This is a genomic window from Mesorhizobium sp. WSM4887, from assembly GCF_029625865.1.
Classification (GTDB): domain Bacteria; phylum Pseudomonadota; class Alphaproteobacteria; order Rhizobiales; family Rhizobiaceae; genus Mesorhizobium.
In genome coordinates this window covers 217,477-236,162 of the sequence record NZ_JARTVP010000006.1, presented here as the reverse complement: position 1 = coordinate 236,162, position 18,686 = coordinate 217,477, and the positions used below count along the sequence as shown (strand labels likewise).

At 57.5% G+C, this 18,686-nt stretch carries 16 protein-coding genes and 1 pseudogene; 13 read left to right on the top strand and 4 right to left on the bottom strand.

Going from position 1 to position 18,686, the window contains the following annotated elements:
- Window position 1: 1 nt before the first annotated feature.
- On the bottom strand, window positions 2-640 hold the full coding sequence (locus tag P9230_RS22435; RefSeq protein ID WP_278055780.1) for an amino acid synthesis family protein: 639 nt from the start codon (window positions 638-640) through the stop codon (window positions 2-4).
- A gap of 98 nt (window positions 641-738) precedes the next feature.
- Here P9230_RS22435 and P9230_RS22430 point away from each other — a divergent pair, with 98 nt between their 5' ends.
- Window positions 739-1,413, top strand: a complete 675-nt coding sequence (locus tag P9230_RS22430; protein ID WP_278055779.1) for a GntR family transcriptional regulator — start codon at window positions 739-741, stop codon at window positions 1,411-1,413.
- A 39-nt stretch (window positions 1,414-1,452) separates the two neighbouring features.
- Here P9230_RS22430 and P9230_RS22425 read toward each other — a convergent pair whose 3' ends face one another.
- From P9230_RS22425 to P9230_RS22415, 3 genes and pseudogenes are all read right to left on the bottom strand, one after another.
- Window positions 1,453-2,133: an aspartate/glutamate racemase family protein gene (locus tag P9230_RS22425; protein ID WP_278055777.1), complete on the bottom strand. Its 681-nt coding sequence runs from the start codon at window positions 2,131-2,133 to the stop codon at window positions 1,453-1,455.
- Window positions 2,134-2,163: 30 nt separating this feature from the next.
- A pseudogene (locus P9230_RS22420) lies at window positions 2,164-3,528 on the bottom strand (NAD-dependent succinate-semialdehyde dehydrogenase); the annotation flags it as partial.
- Window positions 3,529-3,644: 116 nt separating this feature from the next.
- Entirely contained in the window at window positions 3,645-4,013 is a 369-nt protein-coding gene (locus tag P9230_RS22415; RefSeq protein ID WP_278088325.1) for a hypothetical protein, read from the bottom strand.
- A gap of 211 nt (window positions 4,014-4,224) precedes the next feature.
- Here P9230_RS22415 and P9230_RS22410 point away from each other — a divergent pair, with 211 nt between their 5' ends.
- The 12 genes from P9230_RS22410 to P9230_RS22355 all read left to right on the top strand — a co-directional run bounded on the left by P9230_RS22410 (window position 4,225) and on the right by P9230_RS22355 (window position 18,677).
- Window positions 4,225-4,722 carry a type II 3-dehydroquinate dehydratase gene (locus P9230_RS22410; protein WP_278055773.1) on the top strand — a complete coding sequence of 166 codons (498 nt, stop codon included), beginning with the start codon at window positions 4,225-4,227 and terminating at the stop codon, window positions 4,720-4,722.
- Between the two features lie 23 nt (window positions 4,723-4,745).
- Window positions 4,746-5,243, top strand: coding sequence for a type II 3-dehydroquinate dehydratase (locus P9230_RS22405; RefSeq protein ID WP_278055771.1), 498 nt, complete (start codon window positions 4,746-4,748; stop codon window positions 5,241-5,243).
- The gene (locus tag P9230_RS22400; RefSeq protein ID WP_278055770.1) at window positions 5,240-6,499 is read left to right on the top strand and encodes an FAD-binding oxidoreductase; all 1,260 of its coding nucleotides are present in this window, start codon (window positions 5,240-5,242) and stop codon (window positions 6,497-6,499) included. The genes P9230_RS22405 and P9230_RS22400 overlap by 4 nt, the downstream gene beginning before the upstream one ends.
- A gap of 225 nt (window positions 6,500-6,724) precedes the next feature.
- On the top strand, window positions 6,725-7,075 hold the full coding sequence (locus tag P9230_RS22395; RefSeq protein ID WP_278055768.1) for a RidA family protein: 351 nt from the start codon (window positions 6,725-6,727) through the stop codon (window positions 7,073-7,075).
- Between the two features lie 143 nt (window positions 7,076-7,218).
- Complete coding sequence (locus P9230_RS22390) at window positions 7,219-8,094, top strand: xanthine dehydrogenase family protein subunit M (RefSeq protein WP_278055767.1); 876 nt, start codon at window positions 7,219-7,221, stop codon at window positions 8,092-8,094.
- Entirely contained in the window at window positions 8,091-8,582 is a 492-nt protein-coding gene (locus P9230_RS22385; protein ID WP_278055765.1) for a (2Fe-2S)-binding protein, read from the top strand. The genes P9230_RS22390 and P9230_RS22385 overlap by 4 nt, the downstream gene beginning before the upstream one ends.
- Window positions 8,579-10,831 (top strand): xanthine dehydrogenase family protein molybdopterin-binding subunit, encoded by a 2,253-nt coding sequence (locus tag P9230_RS22380; protein ID WP_278055764.1) that lies wholly within the window; start codon window positions 8,579-8,581, stop codon window positions 10,829-10,831. Before P9230_RS22385 ends, P9230_RS22380 begins: the two co-directional genes overlap by 4 nt.
- Window positions 10,832-11,070: 239 nt before the next feature.
- On the top strand, window positions 11,071-12,249 hold the full coding sequence (locus tag P9230_RS22375; protein ID WP_278055762.1) for an ArgE/DapE family deacylase: 1,179 nt from the start codon (window positions 11,071-11,073) through the stop codon (window positions 12,247-12,249).
- A 31-nt stretch (window positions 12,250-12,280) separates the two neighbouring features.
- Complete coding sequence (locus P9230_RS22370; RefSeq protein WP_278055761.1) at window positions 12,281-13,399, top strand: branched-chain amino acid ABC transporter substrate-binding protein; 1,119 nt, start codon at window positions 12,281-12,283, stop codon at window positions 13,397-13,399.
- A 606-nt stretch (window positions 13,400-14,005) separates the two neighbouring features.
- Complete coding sequence (locus tag P9230_RS22365; protein ID WP_278055760.1) at window positions 14,006-15,979, top strand: FAD-dependent oxidoreductase; 1,974 nt, start codon at window positions 14,006-14,008, stop codon at window positions 15,977-15,979.
- A gap of 476 nt (window positions 15,980-16,455) precedes the next feature.
- On the top strand, window positions 16,456-17,181 hold the full coding sequence (locus tag P9230_RS22360) for an SDR family oxidoreductase (RefSeq protein WP_278055858.1): 726 nt from the start codon (window positions 16,456-16,458) through the stop codon (window positions 17,179-17,181).
- A gap of 302 nt (window positions 17,182-17,483) precedes the next feature.
- On the top strand, window positions 17,484-18,677 hold the full coding sequence (locus tag P9230_RS22355) for an ABC transporter substrate-binding protein (RefSeq protein WP_278055758.1): 1,194 nt from the start codon (window positions 17,484-17,486) through the stop codon (window positions 18,675-18,677).
- Window positions 18,678-18,686 lie beyond the last annotated feature (9 nt).

Sequence of the window (18,686 nt, the reverse complement as noted above, 5' to 3'; positions counted from 1 at the left end):
CCTACGCTCCGGCGACCTCGCTGCCGGCGGGTTGCCGCCTTGCTGAAACTTCCTCGTGCGTAAGACCGCCGACGCGTGCGTTGATACGCCCATGACTCACCAGACAGAATATGATCGCGATCTCATCAGGCATCGGGGTTCCTTGCAGCGTAATCGTCATCCCGTCATAATGTGACCTAACGTAAACATCGTCCTTGTGATTCATCGGAATGTCGATCGTGGTTCCTGGTGGCACCACCTTTTGCATTGAGGAAATCCACGCAACTCCCCCGCCGATCGCATCTCGGATCGGGTTCGCAAAGACTGTAGTGAGCAACGCGTTGGCATGCTCCTGTTCGCCATTAAGACCTACCAGCCCGCCTTTGCCATATCCCTGAGCGGTGTAGTCGCCGAGTGCATCCAAGGCCATTTCCCCCATGCGTCGCCCAAGCGCAACGCTCTCTTCAGTCAAGGGCGAAAGATCTTTCACATATCCCGCCGAAGCGTATGGGTTCTGCAGCACCGTGACTACAGCGACTTTGCGGACGGGCGCCGGAGCCGGCTGACCTGCTTCCTCGAACTTGTCTTCAATAACCGTATAGGTCCGGCGGATACGCAAATTGTGCACGGTATATGCCTCCAAAAAAACTTCATTCGTCATTTCCCTAGTATCAAATCGTCAGACATTCTGTCAATCTTAGTTGATGCAAGGCTGACACAAATCAGCTAAGGCTCAGCGTGCAACGGAGGCTGTTTAGGATGACTCTCATCGATTTTCGCGTCTCGCCCAAAACGGTGCAGCAGGTGACGGTCGAAAAGCTGCGTCAGGCAATCATAACCGGAGTGTTCAAGCCTGGTGACCGTCTTCTCGAGGCGGAGCTTTGCGAGCTTCTTGGAGTGAGTCGACCTTCCGTCCGCGAAGCATTGAGGAGCCTGGAGGCCGAGCGTCTTGTAGCGATCGTCCCCAACAAAGGCCCGCACATTCCGCGTCTGACCTGGGATCAGGCTACGGAAATCTACAAGGTGCGTGCGTTGCTGGAAGGCGAAGCTGCATCCTTGGCAGCGCAGAATGCAACGGACGAGTCGATCAAAAAAATGCGCGTTGCGCTGAGCGTGTTCGAGAAGGCGGCACGTGGGGCAGACGCGGCAGCCGAGGTGAATTCGACGGCCGATTTCTATGCGGAGATCCTCCGGTCCTGCAACAACAGCATTATAGAGGAAGTACTGGGCGGCTTGCTGGCCCGCGTCAATTTCCTGCGCGCCCGGTCGATGTCCATGCCGGGAAGGGCAAAAGTAAGCCTCAAGGAAATGAAATCCATCCTTGACAGCATTGAAGCCCGCGACAGCGAGGCTGCTCGGCGTGCAGCTATCCATCACGTTGAACAGGCCTATGCCTCCGCACATGAGGCCTACAAGCGCGAACAATTGGAGTGATTCAACAAAGACCACTCGGAACCGAGGCCATCTGGCGGCTCAATGGATCGTGAGCAGCCGTCGAATAGAGGCAATCACTGCACTGTTGCTGGTCACCACAGGCACTTTGAATTCGCGTTCCAACAGTGGTTTGGCCTCCAGGGCGCGAAAATTCGTGCACGATACCAACAACAAATCGAAGTCAACTCCCGTCAAATTCTTACGGGTGAATTCGACGATCTCTTTTGGTGTCGGCTCACAAAGCTTGACATTGTCGCTGATCCCCATGCCCGCGGCGGCTACTACGCGGCGATTGGCCGACTCTGCGGCGCGAGCCACCGAAGTTGTAAGGTCCTCCACATAGGGCGTGATGACGGCTAGGCGTTGTCCCGGTGTTGCATCCAGCTCTTGGCCGACCGCCGTGAGAACGCCAAGCGCCGGCGCATTGGCGATCCCGCCAAGCTTGTCGCAGACTTCTGCGTCATAGGCTGCTCCGAACAGCGACCCGGCCGATGTGCATCCAAACACCACGAGATCCGGGTTGAGGGTGCCAAGGTCTCGAGCTGCCTCCGGAGCGTATGTCTCCACCATGGCAATTTCGGCGGACCTTGTGGTCTCGACCATATACATGCGAGCCGTGTGCACGCTGCATCGGCCGCCCAATTCGCGGTTGAAGTCGACCTCCATCACAGTATTCGATGAGGGCACCATTAACCCGACACGAGGCATGCGGTCTTTCATTCTTCAGTCCGATCCAGGCAAAGGCCTCTTCTAGGTTTCCAAACAGAGATATTTCAATTCGAGGTACTCGTTGATGCCGTATCTGGAACCCTCGCGGCCAACTCCTGATTGCTTTACGCCCCCGAATGGGGCTTGGGCGGTCGAAATGGCAGCGGTATTGATTCCGACCATTCCGAATTCGAGAGCCTCGGCAAACTTCCAGGCGCGGCTTAGGTCGCGCGTATAGAAGTAGGCAGCGAGCCCATATTCAGAATCGTTGGCCCGGTCGATGACCTCCTCGACGGTGTCAAACGCGAAAAGCGGTGCGACAGGGCCAAACGTTTCCTCTCGGGCGACCTTCATATCGTGTGAAACGTCCGTCAGCACGGTCGGCTCGAAGAACTGACCTCCACGTGCATGGCGGCGGCCTCCCAACCGGACCTTCGCACCGTGCTGCATGGCGTCTTGGATATGCTCCTCAACCTTCGCCAGGGCCTGCGGGCTGATCAAGGGGCCGATTTGAGTGTCTCCGGACAAGCCATTGCCGACATTCAATTCGGCAACCGCCTGGCACAACTTGTCCGCAAAGGCGTCGAGCACATTTTTCTGTACGTAAATTCTATTCGCGCACACGCACGTTTGGCCGGCATTGCGAAACTTGGCGATAATTGCGCCTGCCACCGCCTTATCGAGATCGGCGTCGTCAAAGACGACGAATGGCGCATTCCCGCCCAATTCGAGACTCAGCCTTTTGATATCGCCCGCCGCTTGCCGCATCAGCAGGGAGCCAACGCGGGTCGAGCCGGTAAAGGACAGCTTCCGCACTTTCGTATTGCTGCACAACTCCAGGCCTATGCCTGCCGCATCGGTGCTTGGGAGGATATGAAAGATCTCCGAGGGGATACCGGCTCGCTCCGCCAGCACGCCCATTGCAAGCGCTGACAATGGCGTTAGCTCTGACGGCCGCGCGACAATGCTGCAACCCGCGGCCAGCGCAGGCGCCGCCTTGCGAGCGATCATGGCGGAGGGAAAATTCCAAGGCGTAATCAGCGCGGCTACGCCGACAGGTTGCTTGAGAACGAAAATCCGCTTGCTTTGCCCATGCGCGGGGATGACGTCTCCATAAACGCGCCGTCCCTCTTCGGCAAACCACTCGATATAGCTTGCGGCGTAGGTGATTTCCGCGCGCGCCTCTGTCAATGGCTTGCCCATCTCCGACGTCAAGATGACGCTGAGATCTTCGATGTTCTCGAGCATCAGCCGCGACCAGCGAAGCATGATCGAACATCGTTCGTCAGCGGTTCTCGCAGCCCATTCCGAGCGAGCGGCATACGCAATATCGATGGCTTCGCGAGAACGGGCGACATTGAAATCGGAGACACACATTATGGCCGTTCCGGTCGCGGGATCTCTGACGGCGAAACATGCTCCGAGCGTGTCCTGTCGACCGGGCTCGGCAGCGTGCGGACCCAACAGGGAAGGATCTTTTAGAGAAATCATGGGCGGAAATGTCTCGAATGCTGTCGGTGTCGTCAGCTGGTAAGCCAGACGATGAACTGAAGAAACACGACAAGCACAGCCAGGGTTGCGATGATTTTCGCCAGGCCTTCGGCGAAATCAACGCGGCGAATTTTCAGGGCTTCCAGTTGCCGGGCTTGCGTGCGCAGCATTGACGCGTCGTCGAATTCATATTCGACGATCTCGTCATCATAGACGAGTACGAGAGAGGTTCCCTCTACGCCCCAATAGAAACAGTTGAGACCGTCGGTACCCCGTTGCCGCACTGGAATATTCTTGAAGCGACGCACCGGTCGATGCTCGAACGGAACCCGTTGACAATCGATCGGAGTCTGCGCGGCGCGTCGCGCCAAGGTAGCGGCTATCGCAAAAAAATCCTTCAATTCGGCTCCCACTGCGTCGAAATCGCGAGCACCATTTGTCATGCCATTCAGAGGAGTAAGGTCGAAAAATATTGTCTGACACTCTTAATGTATGTCAGATGGCTTGTCAATTTTGGTGGTGTCGCCTAATATCGAGACGATTTGCGGACGCTGCGCCTGGGAAAAAAGGCTACCGCGCTTGATGAGCTAACGGAAGGAGATGAAGGTGCGATTGTCTGATCTCAGAAAGGGCAATACCAAGTGGCATATCGTCGTACTCGGCGGCCCTGGCGTCCGAGCCACCCTGGGCGATATGGGTGAATTCGAGAAAGCGCTTGAAGAGTGGGCGTCGCAGCTTGGAATTGAGATTGAGCATTTCCAGTCAAATCACGAAGGCAGATTGCTGGAGTTTGTCCATTCCAGTCGAGATCGGGCAAGCGCCTATCTGGTGAATCCGGGCGGGCTCGTCAGAGTCGGCGAATCGCTTCGCCATACGTTGAAGGATGCGAAGAAGCCCTGCGTCGAAGTCCATCTCGACAATGGGGAGCTACGCCAGCAGTCGATTTTCGCTCCGAGCGTGTTGACGATCTTTTCTGGGCTTGGGCGTTCCAGCTATGTCGGCGCTATGACGGCACTGGTGCTCGCGCTCGACGATGTCGACTTCCTGCATCCGGAAGGGACTGGTCCTCTCAATCGCTCCCACGGCGCGCCGCGGTCGCTTTATACTTGATTGCCGATTGGAGGGCCAAAGTCATGACTGCACAAGAAATTTCGCATTCGCCGCAATTGACGCACCCAATCCGGGTTGGCTTGCTGAACGGGCTCAACATGACGAGCCTGGGCCGACGCGACAAAAACATCTACGGAACGATCGGCTCGCTGCAAGAACTTGAAGATGTCGTGCGTGATCTCGGTCTGAAACTCGGTGTCGAGGTTGTCCCCTATCACTCGAATCACGAGGGCGACCTCGTGGACTTCATCGAGGCGCAGACCGACATTGATGCCTTCCTGATCAACCCGGGCGGGTTGTGGGCGTTTGGCGAGCCCACGAAGCTGGCGCTACATCAGTCCCGCAAACCCTTTGTGGAAGTTCACTTCGCCAATATCTACGCAACCGGTCACGACTCGGTCTTTACATCGGTAGCCACTGGCACGGTGATGGGGTTCAGGCATTTTGGCTACCTTGGCGCACTGGTCGCTCTGGTCGAGGAGTTGAAGGCCGGTCGGCTGGCGAAAGACGAGGCGTCATGATGCCCAAGCCTGACGTCCTCGTTGTCGGTTGCGGCGCAGTTGGATTGAGCGTCGCGTACAATCTCGCGATAAGAGGAATGCGGGTGCTTGCCGTCGATCGCGTGGGACCTGGTGCCCAGACGTCGGCGAGAGCGGCGGGTCAGTCGGTCATCGCTCAGACCGACCCGGCGATGGGCGAGCTCATGCACCGTAGCATCGACATCATTACAGGTTTTGAAAAGAGCGCTGGAGTTGCTTTCAAATACCATCAGGTTGGCAGCATTCGGTATGCGCTTGCCGATTGGTCGGCGGCGCAACTGAAGCGTGAAGTCGAGCGGGCAAGCCTGCTTGGCGCTGATGTTTCGATGATTGCGCTCGACGATGCGCAACGGATCGCTCCGCATACCAATGCCGATGCCGCCTTGGCTGCCTGGCACGCCCCGAATGACCTCTATTTCCGCCCACCCGATATGCTGGCGGCGTTCTATTTGGCGGCCAAAAAGGCAGGCGTGGAATTCCAGTTCGGCGAGGACGTCGCTGACATCGTAATCGACGCTGGCAAGGTCGTTGGCGTTGTGACGCGAACTGGCAAGGTCGACGCCGGCGCCGTGGTGATAACAGCAGGGCCTTGGACGAAGGAGCTTCTGGCGCGAACCGGCGCGATCTTGCCGGCACTGTACGTACGCCACCAGTATTCAATTCGCTCCGGCGTTCCCGGCATTCATCCCGGTTTGCCGTCTGTTCGCATAGTGGACCACGCGGTTTATGCGCGACCCGAAGGCGTCAATTTGATGTTTGGGACGTATGAGCCGCATCCGCTCGAATTCAAAGCCGTTCCCAAAAGCGCGGAAGATGTCCCGCTCGATGGTGCGGCGATAGAGACCGCACTGCAAAAGGTCAGCGCAGTGTTTCGCGGGCTCGCAGACGCCAGCGTCGTCGAACTGCGCGGAGGTGTCACGACCATGACGCCAGATGGTAGTTACCTGATCGACGAGGTCGCAGACGCGAGCGGTCTCTATTTCGCTACCGGCTGCAACGTGATGGGTCTGTCCTGCGCTCCAGCTCTGGGCGAGGAACTGGCCTCATGGCTGGCTACCGGGCAGAGACCAGAGGTCTTGGAAGGCTTCTCGATCAGACGATTCGCGGATCAGGACTTGTCGTCGGATGAAATCCGGCAGAAGGCCCTGGCGGAATACGAGAGCATATATCGCGACGCTGAAACTGCGGGGTATGTCAGGGGCTACGGTGCCCCAGCGAGCGGCACGCACGCTGGATAATCGGATTCACGTCGAATTTAACGGCTGTCGGGGGTTTGAGACCAACAAGCTAGGTCTGCGGAAACACCAGTAGTCTCGTGCAATCCTGGTTTTGTCCGGAAGGCTGATCTGCGGGGTGCGAGGGGCGCAAATGCATGTCGCAGGCAGCGCTCATTTTGCCAGTAGTTCAAAACAGAACAAATGCGCGCATGCAGTCCGGCATGCGGATTTCTTAGAGGGTAAGACATGAACGTAAAGCGTCTCGAGGCCAATCACAGACTTTCCCAGGCGGCCGTGTTCGGCAACACCGTCTATCTGACGGGTCAAGTGGGCTCGGAGGCGGACACCCTTGGGGAACAGACGCGCTCCGTGCTGGCCTCGATCGACCGGTTGCTTGCGCTTGCCGGGACCGACAAATCAAACGTGATCCAAGCCACGATCTGGTTGGCGGATCGCAATGATTTCCCCGGCATGAACACCGTGTGGGACGAATGGGTCGATAAATCCAATCCGCCCGTACGTTCGACCGCGCAGGTCGATTTGCTCGTTCCCGGACAGAAGGTCGAGATCACCGTCGTTGCTGCGCTGCCCCAGTAGTTACGGTGCTCGAAACGCGTCGCTATCGTGGAGTGCCGCCGGGAAGTGGCTCTTTAAGGTTTGCGTTGCCACGTGAGAGCATTTCTCCCGGGGATCGAGCAGGTAGCTACCAAAGTGACGCGCGTACTGGATGAGTTTGCTCAATGTCGAATTTGACGTCAGTGCCATATGCGAAACCGAAACTCGTTTCTGAGGCGCTAGCCTTGATCGCCAACGAGAAAGCATGCGTCCTCGCAGGAGGTACAGACCTCGTCGTGATGCGCGCTCAGTCTGTCGTCAGTGCCGATAGCCTGGTTGATATCAAGGGGATTGAAGCCCTTACCGATGTCAACGTCGGGGGGCGTGGGATCAGCATCGGCGCGTGCACAAGCCTTGATACGCTTTCCTACCACAAGGGCCTTGGCCTGAACGCAATCAGTGACGGCGCGAGTGTTGTTGGTGGTTGGCAAACCCGTTGTCGCGCGACGATAGGCGGCAATATTTGTCGAGCCTCTCCGGCAGCGGATACGCTGTGCGGCTTGTTGGTCCTCGGGTGCGAACTTGAGGTTGCCTCCTTGGGTGGCGAGCGGTCGATTTCAGCAGACGCCTTCTTCAAGGGGCCGGGCAGAACCGCAATGCGTCCAGGCGAACTGCTTACCCGCATTGTGATTCCATTCGACGGCGGTGGGTCGGCCTACCGTCGCTTCACCTATCGCAATTCGATGGACCTGTCAGTTGCAGGGGTGGCGATCTTCCTGCAATTGAACGGAGACCGATGCACGCATGCACGGGTTGCCGTCGGGGCATGTGGTCCGACGCCCTTGCTCGTGCCGGAGGCGGCCAGCGAACTGATAGGCTCGACAGTAGACAGTGGCGCCGTCGCGGCCGCGGCCGCTGCTGTCGTTGCCGCCGCCAGACCTATCGATGATGTGCGTGGCAGCCGCAAGCACCGGCTGCACGTTTTGCGTCCCCTGGTCGTTTCCGTCGCGGCAGAAGCTCTAAGCAGGGCTCGCCAATGGAACAAGGACAGCTCCTCATGACAGCGGCAATAAATGTCGACATCAACGGCGAACAGCGGTGCTTGCAAGCCGACGCGGATACCCTCTTGATCGACGTGATCCGTTACGCCTTTGGATTAACCGGAACCAAGCTTGGCTGCGGCACCGGCGACTGCGGTGCCTGCACCGTTCTTCTGGATGGACGGCCGGTGAATTCTTGTCTGGTCTACGCCCTTGAATGCGAGGGCGCCCGCATCGAAACGATTGAGGGCGTGGTCGCTACACCTGCCGGTCGACTTATCGTCGAGGAAATGATCGATACCGATGCAGCGCAGTGCGGTTTCTGTACGCCAGGCATTGTCGTCACGGCTTGCGCTCTTGCGAAGCAATCATGTGGTCGGGACGTGACTGAATCTCAGATCGCAACTGCGCTGGCCGGCAATCTGTGCCGTTGCACGGGCTATCTGCCCATACGACAGGCGCTGCAAGCCGCCCTGGCGAAACTGGCGAACGGAGGGGAACAGCTGTGAACCTTCTCGGGACCAAATTCCTTCGCCGGGACGCCAGGGAACGGATCACTGGTGCCATAAAGTACACTGAAGATATTTCCGTGCCGGACATGCTCTACGCTGTTCTGGTGCGGTCGCCAGTGGCGGCCGGAACCATAAGGCAAATCAGCGTCGATGCCGCGCGAGGAATGGATGGCGTGGTTTGCGTCCTGACCGCTGAAGATCTGCCCGATCGGACGTACGGTAACTACTTGCACGATCAGCCGGTGCTTGCCAGGCATGTCGTACGTTTTGTGGGCGAACCACTAGCAATGATCGCCGCCACGAGTTTGAGCGCAGCTCGCCGGGCATCAAGGCTTGTCGAGGTACAGATTGATCCGCTGCCGTTCGTTGTGGATCTTGCCGCGGCTGTGGAGCCACAAGCACCTCTCGTCCATGGAATTGCTAAGAACGTACTCGACACCGCCCGCATCGTAAGGGGCGATGTGGACGCCACATTTCAACTGGCGCACAAAATTGTCACGACGCGGGTCGAAACCCATCGCGTGCATCAGGGCTATCTCGAGCCGCGGGGAGTGACTGCCATGCCCTGCGCAGACGGACTGTCACTCATCATGAGCACCCAGCAGCCGTTTGGCGTGCGTATGGTGCTTAGCGAGTTGTTTGATATACCGATCGGCAAAATCGAAATCCGGGTTCCCGCAGTAGGCGGAGGATTTGGAGGTAAGCTGCATGTCGGCTACGCGCCGCACGCGTCGGCGCTGGCCCTTGCAACAGGTCGCCCAGTGCAACTGATTTGCGAGCGGGGCGAAGATATGCGCAACGGCAGCCCTCGCGAGAATTCGATCGTGGAAATCTCGAGCGCGGTCGATCCCGATGGCCATCTGCTTGGAAGGAAATGTAGCATTCTCCTGGATTCGGGCGCCTATGCGCTTGATATCCAGGCATTGAATTCTATGGCTGCCTTCTACGCTACCGGGCCCTACCACATCGAAAATATCGATCTATCGTCGCGAGCCGTCTACACCAATACTTGTCCAACCGGCTCATTTCGTGGACCCACCGGACCGCAGCTCGTCTATGCCGGCGAGGCACATCTCGATGAGATTGCCCAAATACTAGGCCTTGATCCCGTCGAGGTCCGCCGCCGCAACTTCATTAGGAAGGGGCAGCGAGGTCCAGGTGGCGAACTGATGTCGGACGTGAGTATCGAACAATGCATGGACCTGGCGCTGGAACGCCTACGAGCATTCCGTTCAGAGGAGCGGCCTGCCGGAGACATCCGGCGACGCGGCTACGGCTTTGCCTGTACATGGTGGTCGTCACTGGGAACGCCGTCATCGGCGGTCGTGCAAGTGCATGACGATGGAAGCGCAACTGTGTCATCAGGCGGTACCGAGATTGGTACAAGTGTGATCTCTACGACGTTGCCGGCGATGGTTTCCGAGGTGCTGGGAATCGACCCTGAGCGAGTGGCACTGAACAATGGCAGTACCCGCGACGCCCCGTTCGAATCCGGCTCCAGAGGAAGTCGGACGCTTTTTTCTACCGGCAATGCGACGCTGCGTGCCCTGGAAGAAGTCGTTGGCCAGATCAAGGATGAGGCATCAGAGATGCTGGGCGTCCCGCCCGAGAACCTGGTTCTGCGCGAAGGCAGGGTTGAGGGTGTCGGCCAGTCAAACGCATCGCTGCCGTTGGCCGACGTGGTGTCGTCGGCCAGGATGCGGTCTGGCCCGGTCGTAGCATCCGCGCGTTATCGGGAAAGGCCTTCCGAGATCGAGGGTTCGCAGTTGGAGAACGCGCGCTTCGCTCGACTGGGGGAGGCGACGTTCCATTGTCATGCCGTTGAAATAGCCTTGGACGACGAGACCGGACGAATAGAGGTGCTCCGCTATGTTGCCGTCCATGACGTCGGGCGCATCCTCAATCCGCTCGCTGCCCGTGGACAGGTCGAGGGCGGTGTCGTCCAGGGTATAGGCTATGCGCTTTATGAGAACCTGGAAATCGACAAGGACGGCGCAGTCCGCAACGACAATTTCCACGATTACCGCATGCCGACCATCGCTGACGTTCCGAAGTCAATCGAAACCATATTCATCGAGACAAACGAGAGCGCCACTGGGCCTTTCGGGGCAAAGGGAATCGGTGAGCCTCCCGTGATCATACCCGCCGCAGCCATCGGGTCGGCACTGCGTGATATTCTGGGACGACAGCCTATGCGCCTTCCCTTCGATGCGGGATATATCGCGGAGTTCCTTGATCATCCCTAGCTGGGTCCGTATGCGGCGGCTTTTTCCGGCGCATGGTCAACAGCAGCAAGAACCTTATCGAGCACAGTTCGCCTCTTGCCAGCCCGGCCGCCCAATCCAGCCGCCTGGCCTGATCGATGTTCGTTGGGATTGAGGGCTCTGACTATTGACAAAATGTCTGACACTCATAATGTCATCAAAACAGTTTCGATGCAGAGCTTGGATTAACACCCTAGGCCGTTGCGGGAGGAGAGCCGCTGATGGCGATCGGCTGCCAGACAGTTCCGGTAGACGAGCCCGTTCTTGACGATCCGGTCGAGCTGTTGAAACAGCTGATCGCCATCAACTCCGTCAATCCTGACCTGGTCGTTGAAGGAGAGGGTGAGGCAAAGATCGCGGCCTTCTGTGCCGATTGGCTATCGGCGCGCGGGTTTGAGGTTCACCGGGTTGAGGAGCGTCCAGGACGGCCTTCGATTGTCGGTATCGCGCGCGGGTCAGGCGGCGGCCGGTCGCTTATGTTCAACGGACATATCGATACGGTCTCGATCTCAGGCTATGATGGAGATGCGCTAACCCCGGTTGTTCGCGATGACCGGCTCTTCGGTCGTGGCTCCTTTGATATGAAAGGCGGAGTTGCCGCAATGATGGTTGCGGCGGTGCGCGCGAAGGCGAGCGGCCTGCGGGGGGATATCCTCGTGGCCTGTGTCGCCGATGAGGAATTTGCCTCTTTCGGCACGGAACAAGTCGTTGCCAAGTTTACGGCAGACGCGGCCATTGTCACCGAGCCCAGCCATTTGGAGCTCACCGTTGCGCATCGTGGTTTCACGTGGTGCTACGTGACAGTCTACGGTCGCGCGGCCCACGGCTCACGCCCGGATTTGGGCATCGACGCAATCGCCAAGGCCGGAAAATTCCTATCCGCACTAGAGGACTACGATAAGCGCCTTCGAGCAGCACCCACGCACCCAACTCTGAAATCCGGATCCGTGCACGCCTCGTTGATCGAGGGTGGAAAAGAAATCTCCAGCTACCCGGCTGAGTGCCGCATGTCCCTGGAGCGTCGCACGATTCCTGGCGAGACCGCGGCTTCGGTGACGACCGAGCTCCAGCAGATACTGGACAATCTTGCATCGATCGATCCCGATTTTCGCGCCGCATTGACCGTTGGCCTCGACCGTCCTCCCTTCGCGGTAGCTGAGGCGGAACCAGTCGTGGTTACGCTCGATCGTGCCGCAACACGCGTGATGGGCGAAAAGCCAATCCGTCGAGGTGAGCCCTTCTGGACAGATTGCGCCATTCTACAAGCTGCCGGCATCCCCAGCGTGATGTTTGGAGCGGCTGGAGGCGGTGCGCATGCGCCGACCGAATGGGTTGATATCAAGTCTGTCGAACGTCTTTGCGATATTCTTACAGATACTGCCGTCGAGTTCTGCGAATAACGAAACTACACTAACGAAAAGGGGAACGAAAATGAAAAAATCTCTATTGGTGGCGGTAGCCATGGCTACGGTTTTCGGATTTGGCAGTAGTGCCTGGGCAGATGTGCTTATGGGGGTTGCCGGTCCCATTACTGGTCCGGGAGCGGCTTTCGGCGCGCAATTGCAAAGAGGCGCCAAGCAAGCCGTCGATGACATCAATGCGTCGGGCGGAATGAACGGCGAGAAAATCACCCTCGAAATTGGTGATGACGTAGCTGACCCCAAGCAGGGCATCTCTGTGGCGAACAAGTTTGTTGCCGACGGCATTAAGTTCGTAGTCGGCCATTACAATTCCGGCGTTTCAATTCCCGCTTCGGATGTCTATGCGGAAAACGGGATTCTCCAGGTCAGTCCGTCCTCAATCAACCCGGATCTTACTGACCGGGGCCTCTGGAATGTATTTCGTACGTGCGGCCGTGCGGATCAGCAGGGAGCGGTTGCCAGCTCCTATCTGTTGAAACACTTCAAGGATGCAAAGATTGCCTTTGTCCACAATAAGACGCCTGTCGGACAAGGGATGGTCGATGCAGTGAGAAAACAGATAAATGCCGGTGGATTGCAAGACGTCGCCTACGAAGGAATCAACGTCGGGGACAAGGATTTCTCGGCACTTGTTTCCAAGCTCAAGCAGGATGGCGTTTCGCTTGTCTACTATGGCGGCGATCATACCGAAGCCGCTTTGATAACTCGACAAATGGCTGATCAAGGTATGAAGGCGAACCTGATGGCGGGAGACGCTATCGCCACCGACGAGTTCGCCGCCATTGTCGGCGACGCCGCCGACGGCACGCTAATGACTTTTCCGCCGGATCCGCGCCAAAATCCAGCTGCATCCGGAATCGTCAAGAAATTTCGTGAATCAGGGTTCGAGCCGGAATCCTACACCCTTTACTCATATGCGGCTGTTCAGGTGATTGCGGCAGCTGCCAACGCGGCCGGCACGAACGATCCAGCAAAAGTGGCGGAGGCAATCAAAGCCAAGGGTGCCTTCAAGACTGTAATTGGCGATCTCAGCTACGATTCAAAGGGCGACATAACGAGAGCCGACTATATCGTCTACAAGTGGAAGAAGGGTGACGATGGGAAGTACACATATTTCCCAACCGAGTAGTAGGGTCGAGACCCACGGAGCTATGGCCGCCTATTCAAGGCGGCCAACTCCACGGATGCACAGCCGTCGCTCAGGAGAAATTTACCAGAGTTTCCTTTAATGCCGTGTGATTTCGCAAAGCCGGTCTCTAGTAATGTTAGCGATAAGAATATCAGCACGAATTGCACAGTGAATTTGACCATATTTGTTTTATTTATGTTAAATATAGTAATAATTTATAGGATCAATATGATGAACATCGCTACGAGAAGTTCGATAGGAAACTACAGAGACTGCGCTGTTCATGGTCATTTGATGATCCCGATGTTCTAGCCCGAGTTTTTCTTCAGGAAGCCGCAGTCCACAACAGCCGAGCGCTCCGAGCTAATGTTTCAAACGACTGCAAAGTACTCCCGGCAAACGGTCTCCTTGCGTTGCGAACACACCGTTTGTCACTGACATCGCCGTGAGAAAATTGAAGGATCATGGCTTCAAACAGGACGCAACAAGCACGAGGAGTGCGATTGACTTAGATTAAGATTGTCTTACAATCGTGCCCGTTGGGCGGCACCCTCCCATCCGACAGCCAGTCCGGCTCGCAGTCCCGAAAACTCGAAGAGACCAGCAGTGAACGATTTCTTCCCGAACCTTTTCGCCCCAATTCGCATCGGCAGCTATACGGTCAAAAACCGTATCATGAATACGGGCCATGCTGCACACTATCAGCAGGGCGACGGCACGCCGAGCCAAGCCTATGCGGACTATGTTCGCGAGCGCGCGAAGGGGGGCGCCGGGATCATCGTCGCCGGTCATACTGTACCGGTTTACGATGGCCAACTCTCACTCTCTCTTACCAACTATTCCGACTCAAGTTCAGATGCATTCAAACGGATGGCGGATGCATCCCACGACTACGACGTTCCGATCCTGGCACAGCTTGGCCACCGGGGCCGCCGCCTCATGGACGGTGGTGCGTATCACGGCCGCGCGATCGTTGCGCCGTCTGCTGTGCCAACACCCGACTATTCCGTGCCAATGATCATGCCACACGTTCTAGACACCGGGGAGGTGGAGGAGATCGTTGCGTCCTTTGGTGCCGCCGCGGGTCGCCTCCGTAAGGTCGGGTACGACGGCATCGAACTCGCTGTTGGAATGGACTACCTTGCCGCCAATTTCCTTCATCCCAACGGTAATCGCCGTTCAGACAAATATGGTGGTCATACGCTCCTCGAGCGTATGACGTTCCTGCGCGAAGTTCTGAACGTCCTGCGTGCAGAGATGGGCCCTGACCGGATCGTCGGAATCAGGATGTATGACGATCTGGCCGAGTTCAGTCTGCAACTCGCGGACTACGTTGAGTTGGCGAAACTCCTCGAAGCGGAAGGTCTCGTCGACTATTTCAACATGTGGCACGCGGTGACCTCCATACCGCGTCAGGGCCGCATGCATTGGCCAAGCCACTACTACGAGCCCGGTGCATTCGTGCACCTGCCTGCGGCAATCAAAGCCGCCGTCGCGCTGCCGGTTGTTGGTGCCGGGCGTATGGATTCTCCTGGCATTGCCGAGCGAACCCTTGCCGATGGCAAGGCCGATATCATCGGCATGGCGAAAACCCTTATCGCGGATCCTCATTTCCCGAACAAAGCGAAGGCGGGCAGGGTAGACGACATCCGCACCTGCATAGGCTGCACGCAGGCTTGCGTCGGTCACGTCGATATTGGACTGGGGGTTGGGTGCATTTATAACCCCGTAACCGGCCGGGAGGGCATTTGGAGCGAACTCCCGCCCGCCGCAACTCCACGAAAGGTGGTCATCGTCGGTGGTGGGCCCGCTGGAATGGAAGCAGCCCGCATCGCGGCCACTCGCGGCCACCGGGTGGTTTTGTTCGACAGGGGTTCTCGACTCGGCGGCCAAGTCAATTTGGTGATGAAAGCCCCGAAGCGCGACAGCTTCGAAGAAATCATCTTGTGGTTCGAGCGCCAACTGCCAAAGCTCGGCGTGGACATTCGTCTTAGAACAGAGGTTACCCTAGATACAATTCTTGGCGAGGAGCCGGACGAAGTTGTCGTCGCAACAGGCTCGAAGCCCTATTTACCCGAGATCGAAGGCGCCGGATTGCCTCATGTCTTTACGACACGCGACGCCATGGCAAATCAGGCGGTTCTTGGAAAGCGTCTGGCCATATTCGATCTGGTTGGTCGCGGCGAGGCCGTCAGTGTTGCCGATTTTCTGGCTGAGCGGGGGCACGAGATCACATTCATCACTGGCCTCGAGACCATTGCGCCACACATGCCGTCCCCGACGCGCCACCATCAACTGGAAAGGCTGATGAACTTCCCGAACGTACGCCTTCTGACGCATACCGCCCCTTGGGAGATAACGGACGACGGCGTAGAGGTATACAATGTGGTCACGTGGCAGCCGGATTCCATCAAGAACGTGGATTCCGTTATTATTGGCGCCGGCGGTGCCGCCGATGATGCGCTGGCCCAGCCGCTTCGGGACAAACAAGTCGCCGTGCGTCTGATCGGAGACTGTTTCCAGCCAAGAGATATCGAACTTGCGATCATTGACGGACATCGGGCCGGACGTGAAATCTAGATGTCGTGCGTTCGGAATTTAGATCGACAGTCCCGTCCTTGGATATGCGCAAGTCGTCTTGGAGACCCGAGCTGAGCTCCAGGAGCCTGTTTATCAGCGGTGTTCAGGTGATCGAGCCGGGTGAGCCTACTTCACCCGACTCGCATGCATAGCGACACTGCCAATTCGATGGTGCGTTTAGCTCGCAAGAGCGGAAACCGGCACTGAGATGACAGTGCGGCGGTTGCGATGCTGGTTTTCTTTGTGGCGTCTCACAGGCCAAGACCAGTTCGAGCCTGTCGGGCAAGAGCCACATCTCCGGGATTCCGGCGCCCCGAGGTGTTGGTCAATCTGAGCGTAGAAAGTAATATTGACAGAATGTAAGACATTCCATAGCTACCTTACGTGGGTTGCATGCAAGGAGGTTTCGCCATGAGTTCACGTGTCGCAGTGATTACCGGCGGAGGCAGCGGGCTAGGTGAGGCTACGGCGAAACGATTGGCAAAAGACCATACACCTTGGCACTCATCGATATCGATGAAGCCGAAGGATGGCGGGTGGAGCGGGAACTTACCGAAGCTGGGCATAACGCAAGGTTTATCCGTTGCGACGTGTCAAACGCCGCTGCCGTTGAAGCGGCTGCTGCCACAGTCGGATCTGAACTCGGTGCTGTCGAGGTACTTGTGACTTCCGCTGCGATGCAGCCAAACCCGGAATGTGTGCTCGACATGGACATGGTCGCGCATGAGCGGATGTGGAAGGTCAATTACTTCGGCGCCATTCACGCCTGCCAATCCTTTGCCCGGCAAATGATCCCCAATGAAAAAGGCGCCATCGTAACCTTGGGATCAATTCATTCTCGAATGCCGTTGCCGCTGCCAGCCTATAACCCCGGTAAAGTGGCAATTGAGCGTATGACGCTGCTTGCTGCTGAATTGGGCCGCTTCAACATTCGCGTCAATTGCATCGGGCCGACCCACGTTATGACGCCGCCTCTTGTCGCCGCGATAGCCGCCGGAGAACGTGACGAATCAAGGATTATGGAGCCCCACGCGCTGAACTACCTGCCCGAGCCGGAAGACGTGGCTGAAACCATCGCCTTTCTTGTCTCCGATCGCGCCCGTGCGATAACCGGGGCCTTCCTTCCAATCGATAGTGGCATAATCGCCAAGGATGCGTTCGTGACCTATGCTGGTGGTATACCCTGGTTGAAAAAGCGCTAGCGGCAGTACAGGTCGCGGCCCAAGCCTCAAAAGAGATGATTTTGATCAAGGTTGCACCGATACGGGACGACCTCGCAGATGCGGTGATTTCCGCGAAAACTAGAGCGCGCACGCCAATCGGCCCGATGAGCATCTCAAGGATCAGTGGGCGTCACTCCAACACTATGTTGGTCAGAAAATCTGGGGCGACGAGAATGCAGCTATTGACAGATTGTCAGACAAAGTGAATGTATGATCGTTTTGCAGCGGGAGCGTCCTGAAGGCGCCCTGGTGATTGCCGAACGAGATTGGGAGGAATGTAAATGTACCAATTGAGACGCATGTTTACGGCCGCACTTGCGGCAACTGGCATCGCATGCGCAAGTGCCAGTGCAGCGGATATTAAGGTCGGGATCATCGTTGGATTTACGGGACCGACGGAGTCAGAAGCCCCGAACTACGCCCGCGCCGCTGAGATCGCGGCGGACGAGATCAATCGCAGCGGGCTACTTCTTGGCGGCAGCAAAATCGTAACGCCCCATGCCGATTCCACCTGCATCGATTCCTCGGCCGCCGTCCCGGCGGCGGAGCGCCTAGTATCTAGCGACAAGATCGTGGCACTCGTCGGCGCCGATTGCTCGGGAGTGACCGCGGCGATTGTGAACAACGTGACGAAACCGAATGGCGTCTTGACGATCTCGCCCTCGGCCACGTCGCCCGCACTCACTGGCATTGCCCCTGGCTACTTCTACCGTACCGCGCCCTCGGACGCTCGGCTTGGGCAAGTCATTACCGACATGCTGATGAAGAAGAACCTCAAGGAAGTGGCAGTCTCCTATTCGAACAGCGACTACGGCAAGGCCATGACTGACTCCTTCTCAGCCTCATACAAGGCAGCCGGCGGCACGATTACCCTGGCTGCTCCGCACGATGACGGCAAGGCCGACTACTCGGCCGAAGTGGCGGCCCTGGCTGCTGCTGGAGGTGATCTTCTCGTCGTGTTTGGGTACGCCGACCAAGGCGGACTCGGCATCGTGCGCCAGTCACTCGAGTCCGGTGCTTTCAGTCGCTTCGCTTTTGGCGACGGCATGTACTACCAATCTCTTCTCGACGCAGTGGGCAAGGATCTTGAAGGTTCGATCGGTGCCGTCGCAGGTTCGGAGGGCAAGGGCGGCGAAGCCTTTGACGCCGTGGCAAAGGCGGCCGGTTTCAATCCTAATGGCGTTTACAGGCGCGAGTATTATGACGCCATGGCTCTGATCGGTCTGGCGATTCAGAAGGCCGGCTCCACGGATCGCAAAAAAATTCGCGATGCGCTCGAGTCCGTTGCCAATGCGCCTGGAGAAAAGATCTACCCGGGTGAACTCGCCAAGGGGCTGCAGATCCTGAAGGATGGTGGCGATATCGATTATGTCGGTGCGACAAACGTCGAGTTCGACAAAAACGGCGACGTCGGGGGCTCCTACCGCGAATATGTAATCAAGGGAGGAAAGTTCGAAACCGTCGGCTTCCATTGAGCGCGGCGC

Bases quoted from the DNA above. Each gene is read 5' to 3' on its own strand.
- P9230_RS22435 (WP_278055780.1), bottom strand. From the start codon at position 640: ATGACGAATGAAGTTTTTTTGGAGGCATATACCGTGCACAATTTGCGT.
- P9230_RS22430 (WP_278055779.1), top strand. From the start codon at position 739: ATGACTCTCATCGATTTTCGCGTCTCGCCCAAAACGGTGCAGCAGGTG.
- P9230_RS22425 (WP_278055777.1), bottom strand. From the start codon at position 2,133: ATGAAAGACCGCATGCCTCGTGTCGGGTTAATGGTGCCCTCATCGAAT.
- P9230_RS22405 (WP_278055771.1), top strand. From the start codon at position 4,746: ATGACTGCACAAGAAATTTCGCATTCGCCGCAATTGACGCACCCAATC.
- P9230_RS22400 (WP_278055770.1), top strand. From the start codon at position 5,240: ATGATGCCCAAGCCTGACGTCCTCGTTGTCGGTTGCGGCGCAGTTGGA.
- P9230_RS22395 (WP_278055768.1), top strand. From the start codon at position 6,725: ATGAACGTAAAGCGTCTCGAGGCCAATCACAGACTTTCCCAGGCGGCC.
- P9230_RS22390 (WP_278055767.1), top strand. From the start codon at position 7,219: ATGTCGAATTTGACGTCAGTGCCATATGCGAAACCGAAACTCGTTTCT.
- P9230_RS22385 (WP_278055765.1), top strand. From the start codon at position 8,091: ATGACAGCGGCAATAAATGTCGACATCAACGGCGAACAGCGGTGCTTG.
- P9230_RS22375 (WP_278055762.1), top strand. From the start codon at position 11,071: ATGGCGATCGGCTGCCAGACAGTTCCGGTAGACGAGCCCGTTCTTGAC.
- P9230_RS22370 (WP_278055761.1), top strand. From the start codon at position 12,281: ATGAAAAAATCTCTATTGGTGGCGGTAGCCATGGCTACGGTTTTCGGA.
- P9230_RS22355 (WP_278055758.1), top strand. From the start codon at position 17,484: ATGTACCAATTGAGACGCATGTTTACGGCCGCACTTGCGGCAACTGGC.